The sequence below is a fragment of the Gluconacetobacter brunescens genome (assembly GCF_048695475.1).
Classification (GTDB): Bacteria; Pseudomonadota; Alphaproteobacteria; order Acetobacterales; family Acetobacteraceae; genus Gluconacetobacter.
Genome location: NZ_JBLHEN010000002.1, coordinates 769,103 through 792,245 on the forward strand (window position 1 = coordinate 769,103; position 23,143 = coordinate 792,245).

Here is a 23,143-nt window from a genome sequence, read left to right on the forward strand (position 1 = left end):
CATGCCAGACCTCACCTCCCTGCGGCACATGACCTCCTTCTCGCCGCTGCTACCCACCTGGCTGCTCTACACGCTGGCAGTCCTCGCAGCAGTCGTCCTGTTGACCGGGCTGCTACGCCGGGCGCGCGGCACGCTGTGGCGCGCGGCGGCGGCGGCGATCGTCCTGCTGTGGCTGTCCGGTCCCGAACGCATCAGCGAGACCGGGCAGGCCCTGCCCGAAACCGCCATCCTGGTCGTCGACCAATCCTCCTCCATGAGCGTGGGGCAACGCGCCGCCGTAGCCCACCAGGCGGCGGAACGCCTCCAGGCCGATGCCGCGCATGTGCCGGGGCTGACCCTGCGCACCGTCACCGTGCGCGACGGCGACGGCCATGGCCAAGGCACGCGCCTGTTCGCGGCCCTGGATCAGGCGGCAGCAGACATTCCGCCGGCCCGGCTGGCCGGTGCCATCCTGCTGACCGACGGACAGGTCCACGACACCCCGGCCCAGGGGCCCGAACGGCTGCGCCCCGCCGATTCCGGCGGCCGGCACACAACCCTTCCGCTGCATGTGCTGCTGACCGCGCGGGGCGAGGAAACCGACCGCCGGCTGCGCATCCTCCAGGCGCCGCCTTATGCCATCGTCGGCCAGAGTGCGACGCTGCGGGTGCAGGTAGACGATCTGGGCCCCCACCCCGACACCGGCGCCGAGGTCGACCTGACACTGGATCGCGGCGGCGAATCCCCATTGCACAAGACCGTCCGTGTCGGCCAGCCACAGGACATCACCCTGCCCGTCACCCATCCCGGCCCCATGCTGGTCGGCCTGTCGGTCTCGGCCCTCGCGGGTGAAGTCTCCACCGCCAACAACCAGGACGTGGTGCGGATCAACGGAGTCCGCGACCGGCTGCGGGTACTGCTGGTCTCGGGCACGCCCAACCAGGGTGAGCGGGTCTGGCGCCGGCTGCTGAAGGCCGACCCGTCGGTCGATCTGGTGCATTTCACCATCCTGCGCCCACCAGACAAGGATGACGGCACGCCGCTGTCCGACCTGGCACTGATCGCCTTTCCGGTGCGCGAACTGTTCCAGGAAAAGATCAGCCAATTCGACCTGATCATCCTCGACGGGTTCGAGAATCGCGCCATCCTGCCGCGCACCTATCTGGAAAACATCGCCCAATATGTGCGCGACGGCGGCGGACTACTGCTGATCGGCGGCCCGGAATTCCTGGGCGCGGGCTCGTTGCAGGATACACCGCTGGGCGACATCCTGCCGGCCCATGTCCCTGTCGAAGGCGGGCTGGTGGAACAGCGCTTCCGCCCCACCCTCACGGCCGAAGGTCATCGTCACCCCGTCACGACGGGCCTGCCGGGAGCCGGCACCGCCCCAGACGGGCACGATGCCGACTGGGGACCATGGTACCGTGTGTTGCGGACCGATTCCGTCCATGGGCAGGTCCTGATGGACGGTCCGGCCCATACACCGCTGCTGATCCTGGACCGGGTGGACCGGGGCCGCGTCGCCTTCCTGCTGTCCGACCAGATCTGGCTGTGGTCGCACGGCGAAGGCGGCGGCGGCCCGCAATCCGAACTGCTGCGGCACGTCTCGCACTGGCTGATGAAAGAGCCCGAGCTGGAAGAGGAGCAACTGACGGCCACAATTGCCGACGGCAGGATCGTCGTGACCCGCCGCACCGCAGCCCCCGTCGTGCCGCAGGCGGTCACGATCACCGCGCCCGACGGCACTACCCGCCAGGTGCCGCTACATGCTACCGGCATCGGTCTGTCCCAGGCCGATGCACCCGCGACCCAGCAGGGAATCTGGATGGCCGACGACGGCACGCATCGCACCTTCGCCGCTCCGACCCAGGACGATCCGGTGGAATGGTCAGACCTGCGCGCCACGGCAACCGTCACGGCCCCGCTCGCCGGCCAGACGGGCGGCGGCGTCTACTGGCTCGGCGACGACCCGGCCAATCTCCACCTGCCCGCACTGCGCCCCCCGGCCTCGGGCCGCGTATCGGGACCGGACTGGATGGGCTTTCCACAACGCGATGCCCGCCTGGTCACCGGTCGCACCGCCAGTCCGCTTCTCCCGGCATGGCTGGTGCTGGCTCTGGCCGCAGTGCTTCTGCTGACCGGCTGGTGGCGCGAAGGCCGCTGAAGAGAGTGTACTGCCACTCGACCCGCCGGTGTGCAGCACCTTCTCCAGGAAGGCGCCATGACTCACGATCCTGCGATTTCCATCGCATCCCGCCCCGATCTGGATTATGAAAGGAGGCCGGGTCCGCGTCCGGCAGGCCGGTCCATATCGGACGGTCCGCATCCGCCCCGAACAGGTCGCGCCTGTCATCGAGACGAATGTTACTGAGACGAATAATGATTGTCAGAACAGGTATCCGCCTTCTCTTTCTCGCACTGCTGACCGGCAGCGCGGTGATCATGGCCCCAATGCATTTTGCCTGTGCCCAGTCGGAGGACGACGAGGCTGAAGCCGATGCCGCCGACGCGGCGAAGCAGGCTGAAGCCCGTCGCGCCGCGCGTGCCTCAGCCCCACCGGCCGCCCTGCCCGGCGCTGAGTCGAACGAAGAGATCGGCGGCCATGCGAATGGCGACCTGAATCCCACCGCCGCCCTGTTCGACGCCATTAACCGCGGCAGCCTCGGCGCGGCCAAGGAAGCCCTGAACCGTGGTGCCGACATGGAAGGCCACAATGTTCTGGGCCAGACGCCGCTGGACATGGCGATCGACCTGAACCGCAACGACATCACCTTCCTGCTGCTGTCGCTCCGCACGCTGGATGACGAGCATGTCATCGCGGCTTCGACGACCCATTCCGGCATCACGATGCGCGATGGCAGCGGCCATCTGACCATCGATGGCACCAGCCACGGATCCCGATCGGGCATGATGATGGCAACAAGCCGTACCGCCCCCCGAGACAACGGCACCCCGCGACCCGAAATCGGCTTCCTGGGCTTCGGCGGCGGCTGACATTCCATCTGCGGAACCGGGCCCCCGTTCGGATCAACCAATCCGAACGGGGGTATCGCGTCAGCGACCGACGTTTCAGAACGTGCTTTCTAGCTGGCTGCGTTGTCCCGCGACAGGATCTCGCTCCGCAGCGTGTCCAGCGGAACCATCTGCCCCTCGCGCATCAGATGCCAGAAGGTCCATCCATTGCAGGACGGGGCGTTGGTCAATAGCGCCCCCAGCTTATGGATCGATCCGCGCTGCGTGCCGCTGACCAGCGTGCCGTCAGGCGCAACCGTGGCCGACACGCGCTGATGACGATCATAGACCATCGTTCCGGCCGGCAGCAGTCCGCGTTCGACCAGGCTGCCGAACGGCACGCGCGGCGCCTCGCGCCGGGCGGGCGTGGTCAGCACGCTGTCCAGAGGCACCGGGCGCTCGCGCCGGGCGCGGCCAATCGCGGCTTCCGCATAGTCGGGATGACGCTCGATCCCGATGAAGCGACGGCGCAGACGCCGCGCCATCGCCGTCGTCGTGCCCGTGCCGGCAAACGGATCGAGGATGATGTCGTCCACATTGGTCGAAGCGACCAGCACCCGGTGCAGCAGGCTTTCGGGCTTCTGCGTCGGATGCAGCTTCAGGCCATGGGCATTGCGCAGCCGCTCTCCCCCCGTGCAGAGCGGCAGATACCAGTCCGAGCGCATCTGCACGTCGTCGTTCAATGCCTTCATCGCCTGGTAGTTGAAGCGATAGCGGCTGTCGGCGCCCCGTGCCGCCCAGATCAGCGTCTCATGGGCATTGGTAAAGCGCCGTCCCCGGAAATTCGGCATCGGGTTCGATTTGCGCCAGATCACGTCATTCAGGATCCAGAACCCCAGATCCTGGAGAATCGCACCGATCCGGAAGATGTTGTGATACGATCCGATCACCCAGATCGTGCCGTCCTTGCGCAGCAGGCGGCGGGCCTCGCCCAGCCAGGCGCGGGTAAAGCGGTCATATTCCGCGAGATCGCTGAATTTGTCCCAGTCATCGTCCACCCCGTCCACGATGCTGTCATCGGGTCGGCGCAACTCGCCACGTAACTGGAGATTGTACGGCGGGTCGGCAAAAATACAGTCGATCGACCCGCTCGGCAATGTCTGCATCAGTTCGATGCAATCGCCACGCAGAATCTGATCGAGGGGCAATTCCATCATCACCGCGCCGCTCATGACACACCCCAGGCCGTGGGGCGGCTGTCGGCGGGCAGGCCAAGCGATAATTGCCGGACCAGGCCGAACGCCGCCCGATGATGCGGGGTCGTACCGACATCGCAAAGCGCCGCCCGATGCTGGGCAGTGCCGTAACCGGCATTGCGCTCCCATCCGTAGGCGGGCCAGCGGACGGCAAGACGCTCCATCAGCCGGTCGCGCACCACCTTGGCCACGATCGACGCCGCCGCGATCGACAGGCTTTCACCGTCGCCACCCACCACGCATTCCGTCGGGCATCCGAAATCGGGGGCGGCATTTCCGTCCACCAGCACCAGTTCCGGCCGCACAGACAGGCGCGCAACAGCGCGCCGCATCGCCAGAAAGGCGGCATGCAGAATATTCAGGCGCGCGATTTCAGCGACCGAAGCAGCGGCAACCGCGATATGCACCCCACGGGCGCCACGGAGCGCGACATAGGCACGACGCCGCGCCACGGCAGACAGCTTCTTCGAGTCATCCAGCAGAGTGGCCAATTGGGCCGGCACACCGCCGTCGAACATCACCGCGGCCGCCACGACCGGACCCGCCAGCGGGCCACGGCCCACCTCATCCACTCCGGCAACCCGGCCGCCATGCTGCGCCTCGCGCGTGTAATCCGGCATTCACCCCATCCCGAACCGGGCCGAGCCGGGCGCCTGTCGCCCGATTCGCACACCGAATCACGTCCTGAAGGGATGGAAACCATCTTTACGTCATGTTGCGCAAGATGCTGATTCCATGCCGAGTCCTTTCAAACGGAAAAAACTTCTTCCGCCAGGGACTCGGGCCAGGGAGATTTCAGCCCTTCGACGTCCGCCGCGGCAGCAGGATCAGCCCGGCCAGAAGCCCGACCACGGCCGCAATCGCCACCGACAATAGGGGCCGGTCCTGCACGAACAGTACCGCCTTTTCCACCTTGCCCTCGCCCTCGTCATAAAGCTCGGCGAACTCGCGGCGGGCCATGCCGCTCAATTGATCGACCTTGCCTTCCGCCTGCATGCCCAGATCGCCCGTCAGGCCACCAGCCGCATCCTTCAAACGGCCGGCCCCTTCCTCGATCGTGCCCTTTGCCTTCTCGACAAACGTGTCGTTACCGGATTCCGTCATGCCTTTTACTCCTCCAAACGAGCCAGCCCGCGCGGGGCCGGTCCTATGGAAACGGATCGAATGCGCCCCGGTTGCGCATACCGCCCCCGGGCGGACCGGATCATCCGGGCCGGATGGCACGCTATCGCGGACGCCCCGATCCCGCCACCGACGGAACAGTTGGCGGCATTCGATGAAAACGCATGGTAGCCAGTTGGCGAGCGACAAAAATTGTTACATTTCTAGACGGTTTCCTAAGCAAGGATTTAGGCATCTTTTTTTCGCGTAGCTGCTAACACTGCCCCAACAAATCGCACGCCTGCGGCGTGCCTGACGTCATTGGATTGAGGAAGACCTGAGGACCATGGACAAACCGACTCTGGAGCCGTCCGACGTGCCTGCGCAGCAAACGACGGGGGCCGGCCGGCGGGGCGGGGCCGGGAGGACATCGCGGCGGCGGCTTCTGCTGTGGGGCACGGCGCTTGTAGGTGCTGCCGTGATTGCGGCGGCCTTCCTGAGGCCGCACGGCCAGAGCGGCGGCGGGCGGCATGCGCGCCAGATGGCGGCGGATGTCCAGCCGGTCGCGGTGGCTGCCGTGCGCAAGGGCGACATGCCGGTGGAACTGACCGAACTGGGCACGGTGATCCCGATCACCAACGTCACGGTGCAGTCGCGCGTCGATGGCTACCTGATGCAGGTGCTGTTCACCGAGGGCCAGCATGTCAGGAAGGGCGACCTGCTGGCGCTGATCGACACGCGGCCCTACGAAGTGCTGCTGGCCCAGTACCAGGGGCAACTGGCGTCCGACATCGCACAACTCCAGCAGGCCCGGGTGGATAACGCCCGCTATCAGCGCCTGATCCGCCAGAACAGCATCGCGGCCCAGACCGCCGTCGACCAGCAATACAAGGTCGCGCAGCTCGAAGGCACGGTTAAGGTCGACCAGGCCCTGGTCGACAACCAGAAGCTCCAGATCACCTACTGCCACGTCATCGCCCCGGTGGACGGCCGCGTCGGCATCCGCCAGGTGGACATGGGCAACTACATCACCGCCGGCCAGACCAACGGCCTGGTCATCCTGACCCAGATGCAGCCGATCTCCGTGATCTTCACCCTGCCGGAAACCGAACTGGGCCGGGTGGCCGAGCGGCTGCACAGCGGCGTCTCCCTGCCGGTCGAGGCATGGGACAGCACCAACACGCGCAAGCTCGCCGATGGCGCCGTCAGCGTGCTGGACAGCCAGATCGACACCGCGACGGGCACGGTCAAGCTGCGCTCGATCTTCCCGAACCAGGACGAGACCCTGTTCCCGAACCAGTTCGTCAACGCGCACCTGCTGGTCAATACCGAGCATGACGTGCTGCTGCTTCCGGCCAACGCGGTGCAGACCGGGCCGAGCGGATCGTTCGTCTATGTCGTCAAGCCGGACAACACCGCCGAGGTCCGCGACATCAAGACCGGCACGTCGCACGGCGACAGCGTGGTGGTGACCAGCGGCCTCAAGGAAGGGGAATCGGTCGTAACCGACGGCACCGACCATCTGCGTGCCGGCGCCAAGGTCACGATCCCGACCGCGACCGACAGCACCGCCGCGCCCGGCGATGCGGCCGCCCCGGCGGCGGGACAGGGGCGCCGCCACCGCCGCCACGCCGCGAGCGGACAGGGCGACATGACCGGCAGCACGACCGGCGGCACCACCGATGGTACCTCAGGCGATGGTACCTCCGGCGGCCCATCCGGCGGACAGCCCCAGCAATGATCCCGGCCCGACACCCGATCCGTCGCCTTCAGCCGGAGAGCCGTGCGTGAATCCGTCCCGCCTGTTTATCGAACGCCCGGTCGCCACCACGCTGCTGATGCTCGCCATCATGCTGGCGGGGCTGCTGGGCTATCATTTCCTGCCGGTCTCGGCGCTGCCGCAGGTCGAATATCCGACCATCACGGTCCAGACCTTCTATCCCGGCGCCGGACCCGACGTCATGGCGACATCGGTGACCGCGCCGCTGGAAACCCAGTTCGGCCAGATGCCCGGCCTGGACCAGATGACGTCGCAATCCTCCGGCGGCGCCTCGATCGTCACGCTGCGGTTCGGCCTGACCATGTCGATGGACGTGGCGGAGCAGGAAGTCCAGGCGGCGATCAACCAGGCGCAGATGCTGCTGCCCACCGACCTGCCGGCCCCGCCGATCTACGCCAAGGTCAACCCGGCCGACACCCCGGTGGTGACGCTGGGCATCACCTCGAAGACGATGCCGCTGACCGAGGTCGAGGATTATGTCTATACCCGCCTGGCACAGAAGATCAGCCAGATCTCGGGCGTCGGCCTGGTCACGCTGTCGGGCGGCAACCGCAAGGCGATCCGCGTGCGCGTCAACGTGCCCAAGCTGACCTCGTTCGGCCTGGACATGGACACGCTGCGCACCACGATCGGCAACGTCAACGTCAATTCGCCCACCGGCACGTTCGACGGCGCGCAGCGGGCCTCCACCCTGCGGGTCGACGGGCAGATCGCCAGCGTCGACCAGTTGCTCAACCAGGTCATCGCTTACCAGAACAGCGGCCCGATCCGCATCCGCGACGTCGCCACCGTCGTCCAGGGGGCCGAGAACACCCAGCTCGCCGCCTGGTCGAACACCACGCCGGCCCTGATCCTGAATGTGCAGCGCCAGCCGGGCGCCAACGTCATCTCGGTGGTCGACAATATCAAATACGCCCTGCCGCAACTGCGCCAGGCGCTGCCGCCGGGCATCACCATCACGCCGCTGACCGACCGCACCACCACCATCCGCGCCTCGGTCGCCGACGTCGAGTTCGAACTGGTGCTGGCAATGGTGCTGGTGGTGGCGGTGATCTTCGTCTTCCTGCGCAACGTGCCGGCGACGATCATCCCCAGCCTGTCGGTCCCGCTGTCGCTGATCGGCACGCTGGCGATCATGTATCTGATGGGCTTCTCGCTGGACAATCTGTCGCTGATGTCGCTGACCATCGCGACCGGTTTCGTCGTCGACGACGCCATCGTGATGATCGAGAACATCGCCCGCTACATCGAAATGGGCGACGACCGGATGACGGCATCGCTGAAGGGTGCCGGCGAAATCGGCTTCACCATCATCTCGCTGACCGTCTCGCTGATCGCGGTGCTGATCCCGCTGCTGTTCATGGGCGACGTGGTGGGCCGCCTGTTCCACGAATTCGCCATCACCCTGTCGGTGACGATCGTGCTGTCGGCCGTGGTGTCGCTCACCCTGGTGCCGATGATGTGCGCTCGGCTGCTCAGCGAACGCCCGCACGGGCCGGACGCGCGCGGCTGGTCGGCCGCCGTCGAGCGCTGGACCGAAGCGGTGATCGCCGCCTACGGCCGCGCGCTGACGGTGGTGCTGCGCCATCAGAAGCTGACCCTGGCCATCTTCGTCGCCACGCTGGGCCTGACCGGCCTGCTGGCCTGGTCGATCCCCAAGGGCTTCTTCCCGGTGCAGGATACCGGGGTGATCCAGGGCATCTCGGTCATGGCGCAATCCACGTCCTTCGATGCGATGGCGGCCCATCAGCAGGAACTGGGCCGGCGCATCCTGCAGGACAAGGATGTCGTCAGCCTGTCCTCCTTCATTGGGGTCGACGGGCAGAACGTGACGCTGAACCAGGGGCGGTTCCTGATCAACCTGCGCCCGCATGACGACCGGTCGGAGACCGCCGCCCAGATCGCGGCCCGCATCCAGCAGGAGACGGCCGACATTCCCGGTGCCAGCCTGTATCTCCAGCCGGTGCAGGACCTGTCGCTGGATACGACGGTTTCCGCGACCCAGTACCAGTTCCTGCTGGAAAATCCCGATTACGACCAGTTCCGCACCTGGGTGCCCAAGGTCATCGCCGCACTGCGCCAGGAACCGGCCCTGTCCGACGTCACGTCGGACCTCCAGGCCGAGGGGCTGGTGGCCCATGTGACGCTGGACCGCACCACCGGCGCGCGATACTCGATCACCCCGCAGACGATCGACAACGTGCTGTATGATTCCTTCGGCCAGCGCCAGATCTCGACCATCTACACGCAGTCCAACCAGTATCGCGTGATCCTGGAGGCCGATCCCGCCTTCCAGAAGGACCTGGCGTCGCTGGACAAGCTGTATCTGCCGGGCATCAGCGGCAATTCGGGCAGCAGCACCTCGGGCCCGACCCGCGCGCCGACCTCGGGCCTGGTGCCGATGCGCACTGTCACCACCGTCACCCGCGACACCGCGCCGCTGCTGATCACCCATGTCGGCCAGTTCCCGGCGACCACGATCTCGTTCAACGTCGCGCCGGGCTATTCGCTGGGCGAGGCGACGAACGCGATCGAGCGGGTGGAGAGCACGCTGCACCTGCCCGCCAGCTTCCAGACCTCGTTCCAGGGCACGGCGGCGGCGTTCCGCAACAGCCTGGGCAACGAGATGTGGCTGGTGCTGGCCGCCCTGGTCGCGGTCTATATCGTGCTGGGTATCCTCTATGAGAGCTTCATCCACCCCATCACCATCCTCTCCACCCTGCCATCGGCGGGCGTCGGTGCCCTGCTGGCCCTGCAACTCAGCGGCGCCGGCCTCGGGGTCATGGGCATCATCGGCCTAGTGCTGCTGATCGGCATCGTGAAGAAGAACGCCATCATGATGATCGATTTCGCGCTGGAGGCGGAGCGGATCGAGGGCATGCCGCCCGTCCAGGCCATCCATCACGCCGCCCTGCTGCGCTTCCGGCCGATCCTGATGACGACGCTGGCCGCCATGCTCGGCGCGATGCCGATGGTCATCGGCACCGGCACCGGCTCGGAACTGCGCCGCCCGCTGGGCATCGCCATCGTCGGCGGCCTGCTGCTCAGCCAGTTGCTGACCCTGTTCACCACCCCCGTCATCTATCTGCTGATGGATCGGATCAGCCTCGACCTGCGCCGCCGTTTCGGAGCGGCCGCCACGCCGGCACGTGACGTGCCGCCCCAGCAGACCGCGACATGAACCCCGTCCGCCTCTTCGTCCTCAGACCAGTCGCAACAACATTGCTGACGATCGCTCTGCTGATCGCCGGCATCATCGGCTATCGCGCGCTGCCGGTCGCCGACCTACCGAATGTCGATTTCCCGGTGATCCAGGTCCAGGCGCGCCAGGCTGGCGGATCACCGGAAGAAATTGCCAGTTCGGTCGCCGCCCCGCTGGAACGGCGGCTGGGCTCAATCGCCGACCTGACGGAAATGACGTCCCAGTCGACGCAGAACCAGGCCCGGATCACCCTGCAATTCGCCTTGAACCGCGACATCAACGGCGCCGCTCGCGACGTGGAGGCGGCCTTGCAGGCCGCCCGCGCCGACCTGCCCACGTCACTGCGGCAAAACCCGAGCTACTCCAAGGCAAACCCTAACGGCGCGCCGATCATGATCCTGGCGCTGACATCGAAAACCCGCACGATGTCGCAGCTCTACGACCTGACATCCAACGTGCTGCAACAGCACCTCTCGCAGATCCGCGGCGTCGGTCAGGTCGAGGTCGGCGGCAGTTCGCTGCCGGCGGTCCGCGTCGAGATGAATCCCCTGCCGCTCTACAAATTCGGGATCGGGTTCGAGGACCTGCGCGCGGCGCTGGCCTCGGCCAATGCCAATACCCCCAAGGGATTCATCGACTATCAGGGCACCCGCTATACGCTGGATACCAACGACCAGGCCCGTAGTGCCCAGGATTATCGCGACCTGATCATCGCCTATCACAACAGCCGGCCGGTACGCCTGTCGGATGTGGCCGACGTCAATGACGGCGTCGAGGACCTACGCAACGCCGGCTATTACAATCGCCAGCCGGCGGTGCTGGCAATCATCTTCGCCCAGGCCGGCGCCAACGTCATCCGCACCATCGACCAGATCAAGGCCGAAGTTCCCTCCCTGCGTGCCGCCCTGCCGCCCAATGTCGAACTGCATACTGTCCTCGACCGGTCCACGACCATTCGCGCGGCCCTCGCCGATACCCAATATACCCTCGTCATCTCGGTGGTGCTGGTAGTGCTGGTGGTGTTGGTCTTCCTGCGGTCGGGGCGCACGACACTGATCCCCGCCATCGTAGTCCCGACCTCGATCATCGCCACCTTCGGGGCCATGCAACTCCTGGGCTATTCGCTGGACAATCTGTCGCTGATGGCGCTGACGGTCTCCACCGGCTTCGTCGTCGACGACGCGATCGTGGTGATCGAAAATATCAGCCGCTATCTGGAAGAGGGCAAGGGCCGGCTGGAGGCCACGCTGCTGGGCGCGCAGGAAGTCGCGTTCACCGTCTTCTCGATCACGATGTCGCTGATCGCGGTCTTCTTGCCGATCCTGCTGCTGGGCGGGGTCGCGGGACGGCTGTTCCATGAATTCGCGATGACGATGTCGGTCACAATCATCGTCTCGATGATCCTGTCACTGACCCTCACGCCCATGATGGCGGCGCTGTTCCTGCCGGCGCACGATACCACACGGACGGCCGGAGGCCCCTGGGAACGCATCGCCGCCGTGCTGGAACGCATGCTGAATGGCCTGCAACGCAGCTATGTCCACACGCTGGATGCGGCGCTGACCCATCCGCGCCTGGTCCTGCTATCGCTACCCTGCACCGTCGTCCTGATGGTGGCGCTGTTCATCCACATGCCCAAGGGCTTCTTTCCCGACAGCGACACCGGCATGCTGATGGGGCATCTGCAGGGCGACCAGTCGATCTCGTTCCAGGCCCTGGTCGGCAAGATCGACGAGGTCCAGAAGGCCGTGATGGCCGATCGCGATATCGCCAGCATCACCGGCTTCACCGGCGGGCGCGGTTCGTCCAACCAGGCCAACATGTTCGTCGTGCTCAAGGACAAATCACAGCGCGCCGGGCCGCCCAGCACCACGATCGCCCGCATCAGCGCCCGTCTGCAGAACATGGTGGGCGCGCATTTCTACCTCATGGCTCCCGGCACGCTGCGGCTGGGCGCCCGACAGTCCAATGCCGCCTATCAGTACACACTGCAATCGGACTCACCGACCGACCTGTATACATGGATGCCCAAGCTGGTCGCCGCACTCCAGAAACACCCGGAGCTGACCGATGTCTCGTCGGATGTGCAGCAGGGCGGCTCCGCCCTCAACGTGGCCCTAGACCGCGAAACCTCGGCCCGCATGCTGGTCACGCCCCAGCTCGTGGCCAATACGCTGTACGATGCCTACGGGCAGCGTTCGGCATCGACCATCCATAACGCGCTGAACCAGTATCATGTGGTGATGGAAGTCGAACCCAGGTTCTGGAAGGACCCCGCCAGCCTCCAGCAGGTCTGGATCAGCACTGCCGGCGGCTCGGCCGGCGGCGGAACGCGAGCGAATACGATCCGCGTCCCCACCGCGTCCACCTCCAGCCAGGCCAACAGCCTCAGCAGCCAGTCCTTCCGCAACCAGATCGCCAACAGCCTGGCTGGCGGGGCCTCGGCATCCAATGGCTCGGCGGTTTCGACCAATGCCGAGACGATGGTCCCGATCGGCATCGTCTCCACCGTCGCGCCGCAACTCACGCCGCTGTCTGTCAATCACCAGGGCCAGTCAGTCGCCGCCACCGTCTCCTTCAACCTCGCAACCGGCGTGCCCTTGCAGCAGGCAACCCAGATCGTGAGTGCCGAAATGGTGCGCCTGCACGTGCCCGCGACCATTCATGGCAGCTTTGCCGGCAATGCCGGCCAGCTCCAGAAATCGGTCAATAACGAGCCGTTGCTGATCCTGGCTGCGCTGGCGGCGGTCTATATGGTGCTGGGCATCCTGTACGAAAGCTACGTACACCCGCTGACCATCCTCTCCACCCTGCCGTCGGCAGGCGTCGGCGCGCTGCTGGCGCTGGACCTGGCCGGCGAGGATTTCTCACTGATCGCCATGATCGGAGTAATCCTGCTGATCGGCATCGTAAAGAAGAACGCCATCATGCTGGTCGACTTCGCGATCGAGGCCGAACGGAACGGCCAGCCAGCGGCTCAGGCCATCCATACTGCCTGCCTGCTGCGCTTCCGGCCGATCATGATGACGACGCTGGCCGCCGCTCTGGGGGCATTGCCGCTGATCCTGGGCCAAGGATACGGTTCGGAACTGCGGCGCCCGCTCGGGATCGCCATCGTCGGCGGGCTCGTCGTCAGCCAGGCGCTGACGCTCTACACCACCCCGGTCGTCTATCTGTATCTCGACCGCTTCGGCCTATGGTGCCGACGCCAGTTCCGTTCCCTGACCAAGGCCCTGCCGGGCCGGCGGGGCCCCCTTTCCCAACAGGATGCCTGACCCGGATGTCCCTGCCGCCCTCCCGATCGATCGCCCCGAAATCCCGCCCCGGCGCCTGCGCGCCGCGCCGGCATGCCCTACTGCTCGGCGTCGTCCTGTCTCCGCTGGCGTTGGCAGGCTGCATGGTCGGCCCGTCCTATCATCGCCCCACCGCCCCGGTCTCCGCCCGTTTCAAGGAACTGGTGCCGGCACCTGGCTGGGAGAAAGCCCGGCCGGCCATGGCGGAACTGCCCAAGGATGCCTGGTGGACGATCTATGACGACCCCATCCTGAACGATCTGGAATCGCGGGTCGCGATCTCGAACCAGAACGTCAGGATGTACGAGGCGAACTACCGCCAGGCCCGCGCCACCATCAACAGTGTCCGCGCGCAGTTGTTCCCCACCATCAGCGGGAGCATCGGCTTCAACCGCGCGGGCCATGGCGGGTCGTCCGTCTCGTCCTCCGGCAGTACCTTTGCCAATGCCGGCACGGTCTACAATTCCTACAGCATCGGTCCCAGCGCCAGTTGGGATCTCGATCTGTGGGGCAAGATCCGCCGCAATATCCAGAGCCAGGTGACGGCAGCCCAGGCCAGCGCCGCCGATCTGGCCAACGCCACCCTGTCCTATCAGGCGCAGCTCGCAACGGCCTATTTCAACCTGCGCTACCAGGATTCGCTGCAGGACCTGCTGCGCCGCTATGTCGCGTTCAACACCAGGGCGCTGGAAATCGCCCAGAACCAGTTCGACGCCGGCATCGCCGACCCGACGGCGGTGATGCAGGCCCGCACCCAGTTGGAACAGAACCGCGCATCGCTGATCCAGGCCGGCGTCGCCCGTGCCCAGTATGAACATGCCATCGCCGTGCTGGTCGGCCGCTCGCCCGCCGAACTGACGATCGCGCCGGGTGCACTGAGCCGCGCCATCCCGCCGATTCCGGTCGGTGTTCCCGCCGACCTGCTGCAACGCCGGCCGGATATCGCCGCCGCCGAGCGCGCCATGGAAGAGTACAACGCCCAGATCGGCGCCGCCATCGCGGCCTTCTTCCCCGACGTCACCATCAATGCCAGCTATTCGCAGAGCGGCGGCGATCCGGTGACCTCGCTGATGAGCGTTGCCAATCGCGTCTGGTCGCTGGGCGCGTCGGCCACCGAAACCCTGTTCAGCGGCGGGTCGCGCACCGCAGCCGTCCATTCGGCCGACGCCCAGTATGACAGCGCCGTGGCCACCTATCGCCAGACCGTGCTGACGGCGTTGCAGGGCACCGAGGATCAATTGTCCAACCTGCGCATCCTCGCCCAGCAGGCCGCACAGCAGGAGGTTGCGCTGGACTACGCCAACAAGGCCGTCCAGGTCTCGATGAACCAGTATGAGGCCGGAACGCAGATCTACACCACCGTCATCACCAACGTGACCACGGCGCTGGGGATCGCGGAAACAACCCTCTCGATCCAGCAGCAGCGCATGGTCGACAGTGTCGCCCTGGTGCAGGCCCTCGGCGGCGGATGGAACGCCGCGCGCCTGCCCTCGAAGGCGTCGCTCCAGACAGACAATCCGTTCCTGCCGTCTTTCATCCAGAAAGATAAAAATCAGTAGGGCACACTCGCCCTACAAGCTCCAAAGAAAACACTCCGGGCCACGCTGGCGGCCCGGAGCGCGTCGTCACAAGATCGTTTTGGCTGTCAGCAACGCGATCAGCAGGAAGACGACAAAGGCGAGAATGAAGAGGAAGAACAGAATCTTCGCGACACCAGCGGACGCAGCGGAAATTCCGGTAAACCCGAACAGCCCGGCGATAATCGAGATCACCAGAAAAAAGAGGGCCAGCTTCAACATCATCCACGCTCCATCCATAGTCCTTGCAGGACGAACGCCGGGTCGGCCCGGCGGTTCCTCAGCGCCGCACCCATGCCATGGCCAGCGCAAATCCAGCCAGCCCCGCCGTCACCACAGCCACCAGCGGCTGATCCACCGTCAGGTCCCGCACGGCATCCCCAGCCATGAAGCAGGCAGAACGAGCCTTGGCACACAACACCCGCCCCTTGCCCTTCATCTGGAGCGCGGGATCACCCAGCAATCCGCCAAGCCCATCCTGAAGCCGACCGACCCCTTCTTCCAGCATCGTTTCAAACTGTCCATCCGTCATGATCGCGCCCCAATCTTCTTAATAAACATAGCGACATAGGATATATGAGGACGCAGGCACCGTTTTCAAATCACGGCTCCCCATTTCGGCACGACACGCCTCGGTGGGAAGGCATTCTCTACTGGCTGTCGACCAGATCCCCAGCCGCCCCTGAACCAACATTCCAGCACGGGATCTTTCCGCGTGACCAGTTCCGACCGTCTTCCCACGCGCGACGCCATGCCGGTGTGCATCCTGCTGTCAATCCATAACGGCGCCACCTTTCTCGATGCGCAGCTCCAGTCGCTGGGGCAGCAGACCCATGCGGCGTGGCGCCTTGTCTGGCGGGATGACGGATCGACCGATGACAGCGTGCGAATCATGCAGCGCTTCGCCGGCAACCTGCCCGCCGGGCGCTGCGTCCAGGTCAGCCGCAGCGTGGAGCGCCTGGGCATAGCCGGATCGTTCGGCATGCTGTTAGACCATGTGCCAGACGGTCATCTGGCCGCGTTCTGCGACCAGGACGATGTCTGGTTTCCAGACAAGCTGGAACGCGCCGTGCAGGCCCTGTCGCCCTTCCATAGGACGGATAAGCCAGCTCTATATTGCTCCCGCCAGATGCTCACGGACTCGGCGCTTGCCCGCCTCGGCCTTTCGCCCGCATTGCCGCCCGAGCCCGTTTTTTCCATGGCCTTGACTCAGAACATCGCCACGGGCTGCACCGTCATGCTCTCACCCGCCGCGATCCGGCTCGTGCGGGCCACCATGCCGCCGCCGGCCGGAACGCTGCATGACTGGTGGAGCTATCTGCTGGTCAGCGGCGCGGGTGGCCATGTTGTGACGGACAGCCAGGCCACTCTCTATTACCGCCAGCACCAGAGCAATGCGGTGGGCGCGCCGGCGCATTTCGCAACCCGGGCACTGGCTGCCCTCCGGCGGGGGCCGGCCCTGTTCATGTCGACCTTCCGCGCCAACGTCACGCAGCTTCTCCGCCACGCAGATCTGTTGACGGAACCGGCTGTCACCCGCCTGGCCAAGCTCCGCGAGGCGTTGGATATCCCCGGTCCGGCCGGCTGTCTGGCCCGCTGCCGGCTTCTGCAAAGGATGCCCGAGATGCGGCGAAGCACCCGCGCCGAGCAGATGATTTTCCGCCTCTGGTTCGTGCTGGGATAAGCTTGGATCGCCCGTCCGCGCCCGTTTGCCTCGCGAGGTTCAATCCGCGTATGGTCAGCTCCCTGGAGCCTCACCGCGAATGCGCGTCGGATGATCACCGTTCGCGCGCATTTTTGCCCAGGTTCCTGGCAGATATAAGGGTATCAAAGGCTCCATTGTCATGACCAAAGCAACCTCTACCATGTCGCAAGACGGAGCTTTTCGAAAACCGGTCCATTTTCGTCTGTCAGCGGATCGCGGATGGAAACAGCGTTTCCAACTGGCATTGGCGGATCTGCGCGAAGGGGCCCATCTCTGGAGACTCATCGCGGTCCTCGGTTTTCTCGATATCAAACTCCGATATCGCGGTTCCGCACTCGGGCCGTTCTGGCTGACCATTTCGATGGGCGTACAGGTGGGGGCCATGGCCTTCATCTATGCCGATCTGTTCCACACCGACATCCACACCTATCTTCCCTTCCTGTCCCTCTCCCTCATCGCCTGGAACTACCTGAATGCACTGGTGACCGACGGCTGCGGCTGTTTCATTCAGTCCGATTCCATCATCAAGGGCATGCGCATGCCCTTCACCGTTCATGCGGCACGCAGCGTCGTGCGCAACACGATGATTCTTGCCCATAATATCGTGATCATCATTGCGGTTTTCGCAATCATGGGCGTGCACCAGTCCCTGTTTTCCTTCATGGCGATACCGGCATTCAGCCTGTGGCTTGTCGATGCGTTCGCGTTCTCGCTGCTTTTCGGCGCCCTGTGCGCCCGTTTCCGGGATGTGCCGCAAATCATTTCGGCAATCATGCAGATTGCTTTTTTCGTAACGCCAGTCATGTGGAACGCGAATATCCTCAACGGCCACCGCGAGGCGCTTTTTCTGATCCGTTTCAACCCATTCTATTACCTGCTTGAAATTCTTAGAGCTCCTCTCCTGGGCACGCCATTGCCGGCCACGACCTGGATCTACGCACTGATCATTTCCAGTGTCCTTATCCTTTTCTCATGGATCGCTTTCGCGCGAACGCGCGGCCGGATCGCCTTCTGGGTCTGAACACAATGGCAAATCTCACCGCATCCAATATCACGATTGATTTTCCGCTCTATCACAGCGACAGCCGCTCGCTGAAAAAGACCATCCTCGGGCAAGCGTCGGCTCGCTTCGGACGAGACACCAGCAACCGCCCCGTCGTCCAGGCTCTTCAAAGCATCTCCTTTTCCCTGAATTCCGGCGATCGTCTCGGATTGATCGGTTCGAACGGATCGGGCAAGACAACTCTCCTGCGCGTTCTTTCGGGGATATACCAGCCAACCGGGGGCGTCCTGTCGGCGGATGGACGCCTGACGGCCTTGCTTGACCCCGGACAGGGCATGAACCACCAGCTCACCGGACGAGAGAATATCCGACTGCGTGGCCTCTATCTCGGCCTATCCGTTTCCGAGACGCAGGAACTCGTCAAGGACGTGGAAGATTTTTCTGAACTCGGGCATTTTCTCGATCTTCCGGTCCGAAATTATTCCTCGGGGATGACGATCCGGCTGGCCTTCGCGATGGCCACAGCATTCCCGCCCGAAATCCTGCTGATGGATGAGTGGATCCTCGCCGGCGACGCCGTTTTCATGGAGAAGGCCAAGAAAAGGGTGGAAGGCATGGTCCGCCACGCCGACATCCTGGTACTGGCCAGCCACTCTCCTTCGATCCTGATCGAATGGTGCAATCGCCTGCTCTGGATCGAGAACGGTCAGATCAGGGGCGACGGTGACCCGATGAGCATTCTCGAACAATATCTCCCCGCTTCGGCGTTCAGGGAACTGACGAAAATCGAGGCGGCAGCCCAGTAACAGCCTGTGTTTTCCACTAGATTGCTTATCCATGCCTCCTCGGTAACGGTGTGTAAGATCATGGGACAGACGACCGTGCGGGCTGCAGGTATCGCCCCTGCATGATCGTTCATGCTTCGGAAACCTTCGTCGCTATCATCGTTCTCCAGCTTGCACTACCAAAAAAAACAAGCTGGCTACCTGATCTTTTCCAGCTCGATTTCCGCCACTCAGACGCCCCGGACGACAGCAAACGGCATATGCCGCTGCCATGAAGGTCGAAAACCAGAGAAAGCGATTCATGATCCCATTCATCGGCGGCCTCACGACAGCAATCCGCAGAACGACCGCCGAGACAGTCTATCAGGCCATGGGAGCGGCGCATCGCTTCGTGCGCAGGCATCCGGTGCTGAAGCGCGCTCTGCTCCCAGCCGGGCGCCGTATCATGCCGTTGATCATGTCCTTTCGGTCCCGGCACGTGTCACGCCGCGATTATGCAAGCTGGATTACCCAACACGAAGCGATCACCACGGCGGACGAGGCCGCCATGCGCGCCCATATCGCGCGCTTTGCCTACCGTCCGACGCTGTCTGTCGTCATGGCGACCTTTGAAACACCAGCGCCTTATCTGCGCGCGGCGATCACGTCCCTCCAGGCCCAGATCTATGAGGACTGGGAACTTTGCGTGGCCGATGACGGCTCAAGCGCGCCCCATGTGGCAGAGATTCTCGACGCGGCCGCGGCAGCCGATCCCCGTATACGTGTCATCAGGCGTTCCATGCGCGGGCATATTTCGGCGGCCTCCAACTCCGCACTGAGCCTGGCGCGCGGCGATTGGGTGGTCCTGATGGACCATGACGACCTGCTACCGCCCGACGCGCTGTACGAACTGGCAGCCGAGATCGTCGACCACCCAGAAGCCCGGGTTCTCTATACCGATGAAGACAAGATCGACGGCCAGGGCCGGCGCCACAGCCCTTATTTCAAGCCCGATTTCGATCCCGACCTACTGCTGGGACAGAATCTGCTGAGTCATCTCACCGCCTACAGGCGGGACCTCGTCCTGTCCCTGGGCGGCTTCCGCGAAGGTTTCGAGGGTTCGCAGGACCACGACCTTGCCTTGCGCGCGACCGCCGCCTGCGGACCGGAGGCCGTACGCCATATCCCGCGCATCTTGTATCACTGGCGCCAGCAGACGGGAACGCAATCCTTTTCGGAAGCGGCAATGGCCCGGTGCGTCACCTTGGCACGCCAGGCCATCGGCGAACATCTGACGGCACGCGGAATCGAGGCCGAGCTTCTGCCGGCCGCCGGCATCTATCACCGGATCGTCTTTCCTGTGCCGCAACCGCCACCGCTCGTTTCAATCGTGATACCCACCCGCAATCGGGCAGATCTCTTGCGTGTATGCCTCGATGGTTTGCTCAACCATACGCAATATCCGGCCATCGAAGTCCTGATCGCCGACAATGACAGCACCGAACCGGACGCGCTCGCACTGCTGAAGGATATCCAGTCCGATCCACGCGTACGGGTGCTCCCCCAGCCCGGCCCGTTCAATTTCGCACGGATCACAAATCAGGCCGCCGCCGAGGCACGGGGCGAAATCCTTCTTCTGCTCAACAACGATATCGAAGTCATTGATGGCGGCTGGCTGCGCGAGATGGTGTCGCACACCATCCGGCCCGATGTCGGCGCCGTGGGATGCCGCCTGCTCTATCCGGATGGCCGTCTGCAGCATGGAGGCACGGCGCTGGGCGTCGGAGGCGTCGGCGCCCACCTTCTTGTCGGCGCGCGTCGTGACGATTACGGCCCGTTCGGAACTCTGGGTCTGCTGCGCAGCGCCAGCGCGGTCACGGCCGCCTGCCTCGCATTGCGACGCGACGTCTGGCAAAAGGCGGGGGGAATGGACGAGACCAATCTGGCCATTGCCTTCAACGATGTCGATTTATGCTTGAAAATCCGAACCCTGGGGCTACGCATCGTCTGGACGCCATTCGCGGAACTCTATCATCATGAAAGCGCGTCACGCGGGCATGACAAATCCGGAAAAAATGCCGCGCGTTTCCAGCGCGAGAGAGACTTCATGGTAGCGCACTGGGGCGATGTTCTGTTGAATGATCCCTATTACAACCCGAATTATACGCTGGAGAACGCGGATTTTTCCCTCGCCGCCCCTCCCCGCCGCGAACGGCGCTATCGTACCGCCTGCCCAACCTCACCCGCTCCCGGTGGCGTCTGACCCCGGAAAGACATCCGGCACCGGAACCCATTTTGATCAACGCCCGATGCAGAGCCCGCCGATTGGCCTGATGCGAAAATTGCTGTCGGGGCCGTGGCGAGCGCTGCGTTCGACATCCTCAGCCACAGATCCTCGTCAGAGGTGAGGGCGACGATCCTGTCGGCAAACATCTCCGGCGTATCTGCGATCAGAACATTTTCACCGTCGACCAGATTCATGCCCTCGGCGGCAATGGCCGACAGCACGCAGGGCAATCCGCTGGCGAGGCTCGAAGCCACCTTGCCTTTCGCACCGGCACCAAAACGCAGCGGCGCCACCGAGGCACGCAAGGTGTCGAACCATGCGTGCAGGTCGTCAATCGGCCCAAGATAAATCACACCGTCTTCCGGCCTGGCGATACCTTCCGGAAGATGGCTGCCCACGATCGAAAAGCTCAGGTCCGGACATTTCCGGCGAACAGGCGGCCAGATTTCAGCCAGGAACCAGCGAACGGCATCCAGGTTCGGCTGGTGAGCAAACCGCCTACGAATCCGATTTCCCTCCGGGCCGAAAAAGGCACGGTTGGCGGCACGATGTCGCGGACAAGCGGTTGAAGCAGGACCGGCGCCCGCGGAACGGAAGCCGAGAGGATCTCGCGCTCTGTCTCCGAGACGACAATCGTCATATCGAAAAGAACCCGATTGTCTTCGCTCTTCGGAACAAGGAATGCACGAGCGCCACGGACGATCCAATTCGTCACGCATCTTAAGAAAAAATTTTTACCGTCCAGGCGCCGCATGCCCGTCATTTCCCGCTAAACGACTGTTTGAAAAGCCGCTCTACCGTACGCTCGGCACACGCCACTCACGCGGATTTGCGGTCAGGACGGGCAGTCCGGCTCGACAGCCACCGGACCACGGGCTTCGCGCACGCTTTCCCCGGTTTCGATGTCCCTGCGGCGGATGCGGGCGGCCATACCGACGACCGAACCAACCCCCTCCACGCGATTGCGCCCCCGCTGCTTGGCGCAATAGAGGGCGGTGTCGGCTAACGCCATCTGCTCGCCGAGCGGCCGGTCGGGAATAGTGGCGGCCGCATAGCCGATGCTGACCGTGGCCAGAAGATCGTCGGACAGCGGCGTCCGCTCGAAGGCAGCGCGCACCCGTTCGGCCAGTGCTCCTAGTTCGTCACGCGACAGAAGGCTGACGACCGCGGCAAACTCCTCACCGCCGATCCGTCCAAAAACCGCATCGGCGCCCAGAACCGCCGTCGCCACGGTAGTGAAATGCGCGATCACGCGGTCACCCGTCGCATGGCCGAACGTATCGTTGACACGTTTGAAATGGTCGATGTCGAACAGCAGGATTCCACGCTGCGGCACCGTCTCCGCCATCTGCCAGAATCCCCGTCGATTCAGCGCGCCGGTCATGTCGTCTCGCAACGCCGCCGCCCGCGCTTGCAGAATGGAACGTTCGGCAACCAGGGTCAGCATCAGGCCCGGCCACAACACGACATAGGTCAGCATTTCGAAAGGAATGGTCGCAGCCATGAGGGGCAGCCAGGAGGCCAGAGGCGGCAATCCCACAAGGATCGCCCGGCCGAGGCAACTGACGATATGCAGTGCACAGACGATGATCAGCATCTGGTGCGATCGGGTTTCGCGCGGAAGCCGAATCAACTGATACAGCGCCAGCAGCACCAGCACGATCGCCATGGCCATCGCGACTTCCACCCGCATGACGAACGAATGCCGGAACGCCGGCAACGCGTACAGGCTCAGCCAGATCACGACCGGGGCCGCCAACCCGGACCGGGACAGTGGCTTGCCGTCCAGCCGGACCGTCGCCTGCCAGAACAGGCCCAGCGCCAGGAACAGGAGGGCATTGCCGATCGGAATGGCAATGAAATCCGGAACCAGCGGGCGCATCACCACCAGCGGTATCCCCAGCGCCGCGGCAAACGTCCCGATCTCCAGCAGGCGCAGGGTCGGCTCGGGACGATATTGGCGGGCAACCCGGCACAGAAAGCCGACCAGCAGCGAGACAAGCGCGATGGACGGGCCGGTGGGCAGGGTGGAGACGGACATGAAAAGCGGATATCCCGATCCATGTTGAAGTGCCATCATACCGTCATCCGCCCCCTCGTTCCACTGAGAGGCTGCTTGCAAAGCCACCCTGCCGGTGATCCGACGCGCATTTCTATGCTCCGATGCTCAAAAATACACGCCGGGCGTGCCGCCATGCGGCACATGCGCTCGGCAGGCCGACTTTTCAAACCGCCTCTGAGGCC

19 protein-coding genes are annotated in these 23,143 nt (G+C 64.4%); 11 read left to right on the forward strand and 8 right to left on the reverse strand.

Annotation, left to right across the window (positions count from 1 at the left end; translation table 11 throughout):
- Position 1 precedes the first annotated feature (1 nt).
- Together ACMAUO_RS15765 and ACMAUO_RS15770 are read left to right on the forward strand one after the other, a co-directional pair.
- Positions 2-2,143, forward strand: coding sequence for a VWA domain-containing protein (locus tag ACMAUO_RS15765; RefSeq protein ID WP_420357889.1), 2,142 nt, complete (start codon positions 2-4; stop codon positions 2,141-2,143).
- 215 nt (positions 2,144-2,358) lie between these two features.
- The gene (locus ACMAUO_RS15770; RefSeq protein WP_420357890.1) at positions 2,359-2,973 is read left to right on the forward strand and encodes an ankyrin repeat domain-containing protein; all 615 of its coding nucleotides are present in this window, start codon (positions 2,359-2,361) and stop codon (positions 2,971-2,973) included.
- Between the two features lie 89 nt (positions 2,974-3,062).
- Here the strand turns inward: ACMAUO_RS15770 and ACMAUO_RS15775 are convergent, their stop codons facing one another.
- The 3 genes from ACMAUO_RS15775 to ACMAUO_RS15785 form a co-directional block, all read right to left on the reverse strand.
- Complete coding sequence (locus ACMAUO_RS15775; protein ID WP_420357891.1) at positions 3,063-4,163, reverse strand: site-specific DNA-methyltransferase; 1,101 nt, start codon at positions 4,161-4,163, stop codon at positions 3,063-3,065.
- A complete protein-coding gene (gene rnhB, locus ACMAUO_RS15780) occupies positions 4,160-4,807 on the reverse strand; it encodes a ribonuclease HII (RefSeq protein WP_420357892.1) in 648 nt (215 codons plus the stop codon). The genes ACMAUO_RS15775 and rnhB overlap by 4 nt, the downstream gene beginning before the upstream one ends.
- Before the next feature lie 175 nt (positions 4,808-4,982).
- Positions 4,983-5,291, reverse strand: a complete 309-nt coding sequence (locus ACMAUO_RS15785; RefSeq protein ID WP_420357893.1) for a CsbD family protein — start codon at positions 5,289-5,291, stop codon at positions 4,983-4,985.
- A gap of 343 nt (positions 5,292-5,634) precedes the next feature.
- On the opposite strand from ACMAUO_RS15785, the gene ACMAUO_RS15790 reads away from it, so the two are divergent.
- The 4 genes from ACMAUO_RS15790 (at position 5,635) to ACMAUO_RS15805 (ending at position 15,122) form a co-directional block, all read left to right on the forward strand.
- The gene (locus tag ACMAUO_RS15790) at positions 5,635-7,029 is read left to right on the forward strand and encodes an MdtA/MuxA family multidrug efflux RND transporter periplasmic adaptor subunit (protein WP_420357894.1); all 1,395 of its coding nucleotides are present in this window, start codon (positions 5,635-5,637) and stop codon (positions 7,027-7,029) included.
- Between the two features lie 46 nt (positions 7,030-7,075).
- On the forward strand, positions 7,076-10,249 hold the full coding sequence (locus ACMAUO_RS15795) for an efflux RND transporter permease subunit (protein ID WP_420357895.1): 3,174 nt from the start codon (positions 7,076-7,078) through the stop codon (positions 10,247-10,249).
- On the forward strand, positions 10,246-13,545 hold the full coding sequence (locus ACMAUO_RS15800) for an efflux RND transporter permease subunit (RefSeq protein WP_420357896.1): 3,300 nt from the start codon (positions 10,246-10,248) through the stop codon (positions 13,543-13,545). Before ACMAUO_RS15795 ends, ACMAUO_RS15800 begins: the two co-directional genes overlap by 4 nt.
- Before the next feature lie 122 nt (positions 13,546-13,667).
- Complete coding sequence (locus tag ACMAUO_RS15805; protein WP_420358293.1) at positions 13,668-15,122, forward strand: efflux transporter outer membrane subunit; 1,455 nt, start codon at positions 13,668-13,670, stop codon at positions 15,120-15,122.
- Positions 15,123-15,188: 66 nt separating this feature from the next.
- Here ACMAUO_RS15805 and ACMAUO_RS15810 read toward each other — a convergent pair whose 3' ends face one another.
- Both ACMAUO_RS15810 and ACMAUO_RS15815 read right to left on the reverse strand, forming a co-directional pair.
- A complete protein-coding gene (locus ACMAUO_RS15810) occupies positions 15,189-15,362 on the reverse strand; it encodes a DUF1328 domain-containing protein (RefSeq protein WP_114726676.1) in 174 nt (57 codons plus the stop codon).
- A gap of 58 nt (positions 15,363-15,420) precedes the next feature.
- Positions 15,421-15,672, reverse strand: coding sequence for a hypothetical protein (locus tag ACMAUO_RS15815; protein WP_420357897.1), 252 nt, complete (start codon positions 15,670-15,672; stop codon positions 15,421-15,423).
- 183 nt (positions 15,673-15,855) lie between these two features.
- On the opposite strand from ACMAUO_RS15815, the gene ACMAUO_RS15820 reads away from it, so the two are divergent.
- The 5 genes from ACMAUO_RS15820 to ACMAUO_RS15840 all read left to right on the forward strand — a co-directional run bounded on the left by ACMAUO_RS15820 (position 15,856) and on the right by ACMAUO_RS15840 (position 20,875).
- The gene (locus ACMAUO_RS15820; protein WP_420357898.1) at positions 15,856-16,824 is read left to right on the forward strand and encodes a glycosyltransferase; all 969 of its coding nucleotides are present in this window, start codon (positions 15,856-15,858) and stop codon (positions 16,822-16,824) included.
- Between the two features lie 160 nt (positions 16,825-16,984).
- Positions 16,985-17,866, forward strand: a complete 882-nt coding sequence (locus tag ACMAUO_RS15825) for an ABC transporter permease (RefSeq protein ID WP_420357899.1) — start codon at positions 16,985-16,987, stop codon at positions 17,864-17,866.
- Positions 17,867-17,871: 5 nt separating this feature from the next.
- Positions 17,872-18,654 (forward strand): ABC transporter ATP-binding protein, encoded by a 783-nt coding sequence (locus tag ACMAUO_RS15830; protein WP_420358294.1) that lies wholly within the window; start codon positions 17,872-17,874, stop codon positions 18,652-18,654.
- Positions 18,655-18,755: 101 nt separating this feature from the next.
- Positions 18,756-18,908 carry a hypothetical protein gene (locus ACMAUO_RS15835; RefSeq protein ID WP_420357900.1) on the forward strand — a complete coding sequence of 51 codons (153 nt, stop codon included), beginning with the start codon at positions 18,756-18,758 and terminating at the stop codon, positions 18,906-18,908.
- Between the two features lie 26 nt (positions 18,909-18,934).
- Complete coding sequence (locus ACMAUO_RS15840) at positions 18,935-20,875, forward strand: glycosyltransferase family 2 protein (RefSeq protein WP_420357901.1); 1,941 nt, start codon at positions 18,935-18,937, stop codon at positions 20,873-20,875.
- Here ACMAUO_RS15840 and ACMAUO_RS15845 read toward each other — a convergent pair.
- From ACMAUO_RS15845 to ACMAUO_RS15855, 3 genes are all read right to left on the reverse strand, one after another.
- Entirely contained in the window at positions 20,830-21,405 is a 576-nt protein-coding gene (locus ACMAUO_RS15845) for a glycosyltransferase family 4 protein (RefSeq protein ID WP_420358295.1), read from the reverse strand. The genes ACMAUO_RS15840 and ACMAUO_RS15845 overlap by 46 nt on opposite strands.
- Positions 21,309-21,653, reverse strand: a complete 345-nt coding sequence (locus ACMAUO_RS15850; RefSeq protein ID WP_420358321.1) for a hypothetical protein — start codon at positions 21,651-21,653, stop codon at positions 21,309-21,311. The genes ACMAUO_RS15845 and ACMAUO_RS15850 overlap by 97 nt, the downstream gene beginning before the upstream one ends.
- Positions 21,654-21,734: 81 nt before the next feature.
- A complete protein-coding gene (locus ACMAUO_RS15855) occupies positions 21,735-22,940 on the reverse strand; it encodes a GGDEF domain-containing protein (RefSeq protein WP_420357902.1) in 1,206 nt (401 codons plus the stop codon).
- Positions 22,941-23,143: the final 203 nt, after the last annotated feature.

Coding starts and splice junctions, on each gene's coding strand:
- rnhB (WP_420357892.1), bottom strand. CDS start 4,807: ATGCCGGATTACACGCGCGAGGCGCAGCATGGCGGCCGGGTTGCCGGA.
- ACMAUO_RS15765 (WP_420357889.1), top strand. CDS start 2: ATGCCAGACCTCACCTCCCTGCGGCACATGACCTCCTTCTCGCCGCTG.
- ACMAUO_RS15770 (WP_420357890.1), top strand. CDS start 2,359: ATGATTGTCAGAACAGGTATCCGCCTTCTCTTTCTCGCACTGCTGACC.
- ACMAUO_RS15800 (WP_420357896.1), top strand. CDS start 10,246: ATGAACCCCGTCCGCCTCTTCGTCCTCAGACCAGTCGCAACAACATTG.
- ACMAUO_RS15810 (WP_114726676.1), bottom strand. CDS start 15,362: ATGTTGAAGCTGGCCCTCTTTTTTCTGGTGATCTCGATTATCGCCGGG.
- ACMAUO_RS15785 (WP_420357893.1), bottom strand. CDS start 5,291: ATGACGGAATCCGGTAACGACACGTTTGTCGAGAAGGCAAAGGGCACG.
- ACMAUO_RS15835 (WP_420357900.1), top strand. CDS start 18,756: ATGATCGTTCATGCTTCGGAAACCTTCGTCGCTATCATCGTTCTCCAG.
- ACMAUO_RS15840 (WP_420357901.1), top strand. CDS start 18,935: ATGATCCCATTCATCGGCGGCCTCACGACAGCAATCCGCAGAACGACC.
- ACMAUO_RS15790 (WP_420357894.1), top strand. CDS start 5,635: ATGGACAAACCGACTCTGGAGCCGTCCGACGTGCCTGCGCAGCAAACG.
- ACMAUO_RS15815 (WP_420357897.1), bottom strand. CDS start 15,672: ATGACGGATGGACAGTTTGAAACGATGCTGGAAGAAGGGGTCGGTCGG.
- ACMAUO_RS15830 (WP_420358294.1), top strand. CDS start 17,872: ATGGCAAATCTCACCGCATCCAATATCACGATTGATTTTCCGCTCTAT.
- ACMAUO_RS15825 (WP_420357899.1), top strand. CDS start 16,985: ATGACCAAAGCAACCTCTACCATGTCGCAAGACGGAGCTTTTCGAAAA.
- ACMAUO_RS15850 (WP_420358321.1), bottom strand. CDS start 21,653: ATGCGGCGCCTGGACGGTAAAAATTTTTTCTTAAGATGCGTGACGAAT.
- ACMAUO_RS15855 (WP_420357902.1), bottom strand. CDS start 22,940: ATGTCCGTCTCCACCCTGCCCACCGGCCCGTCCATCGCGCTTGTCTCG.
- ACMAUO_RS15805 (WP_420358293.1), top strand. CDS start 13,668: ATGGTCGGCCCGTCCTATCATCGCCCCACCGCCCCGGTCTCCGCCCGT.
- ACMAUO_RS15775 (WP_420357891.1), bottom strand. CDS start 4,163: ATGAGCGGCGCGGTGATGATGGAATTGCCCCTCGATCAGATTCTGCGT.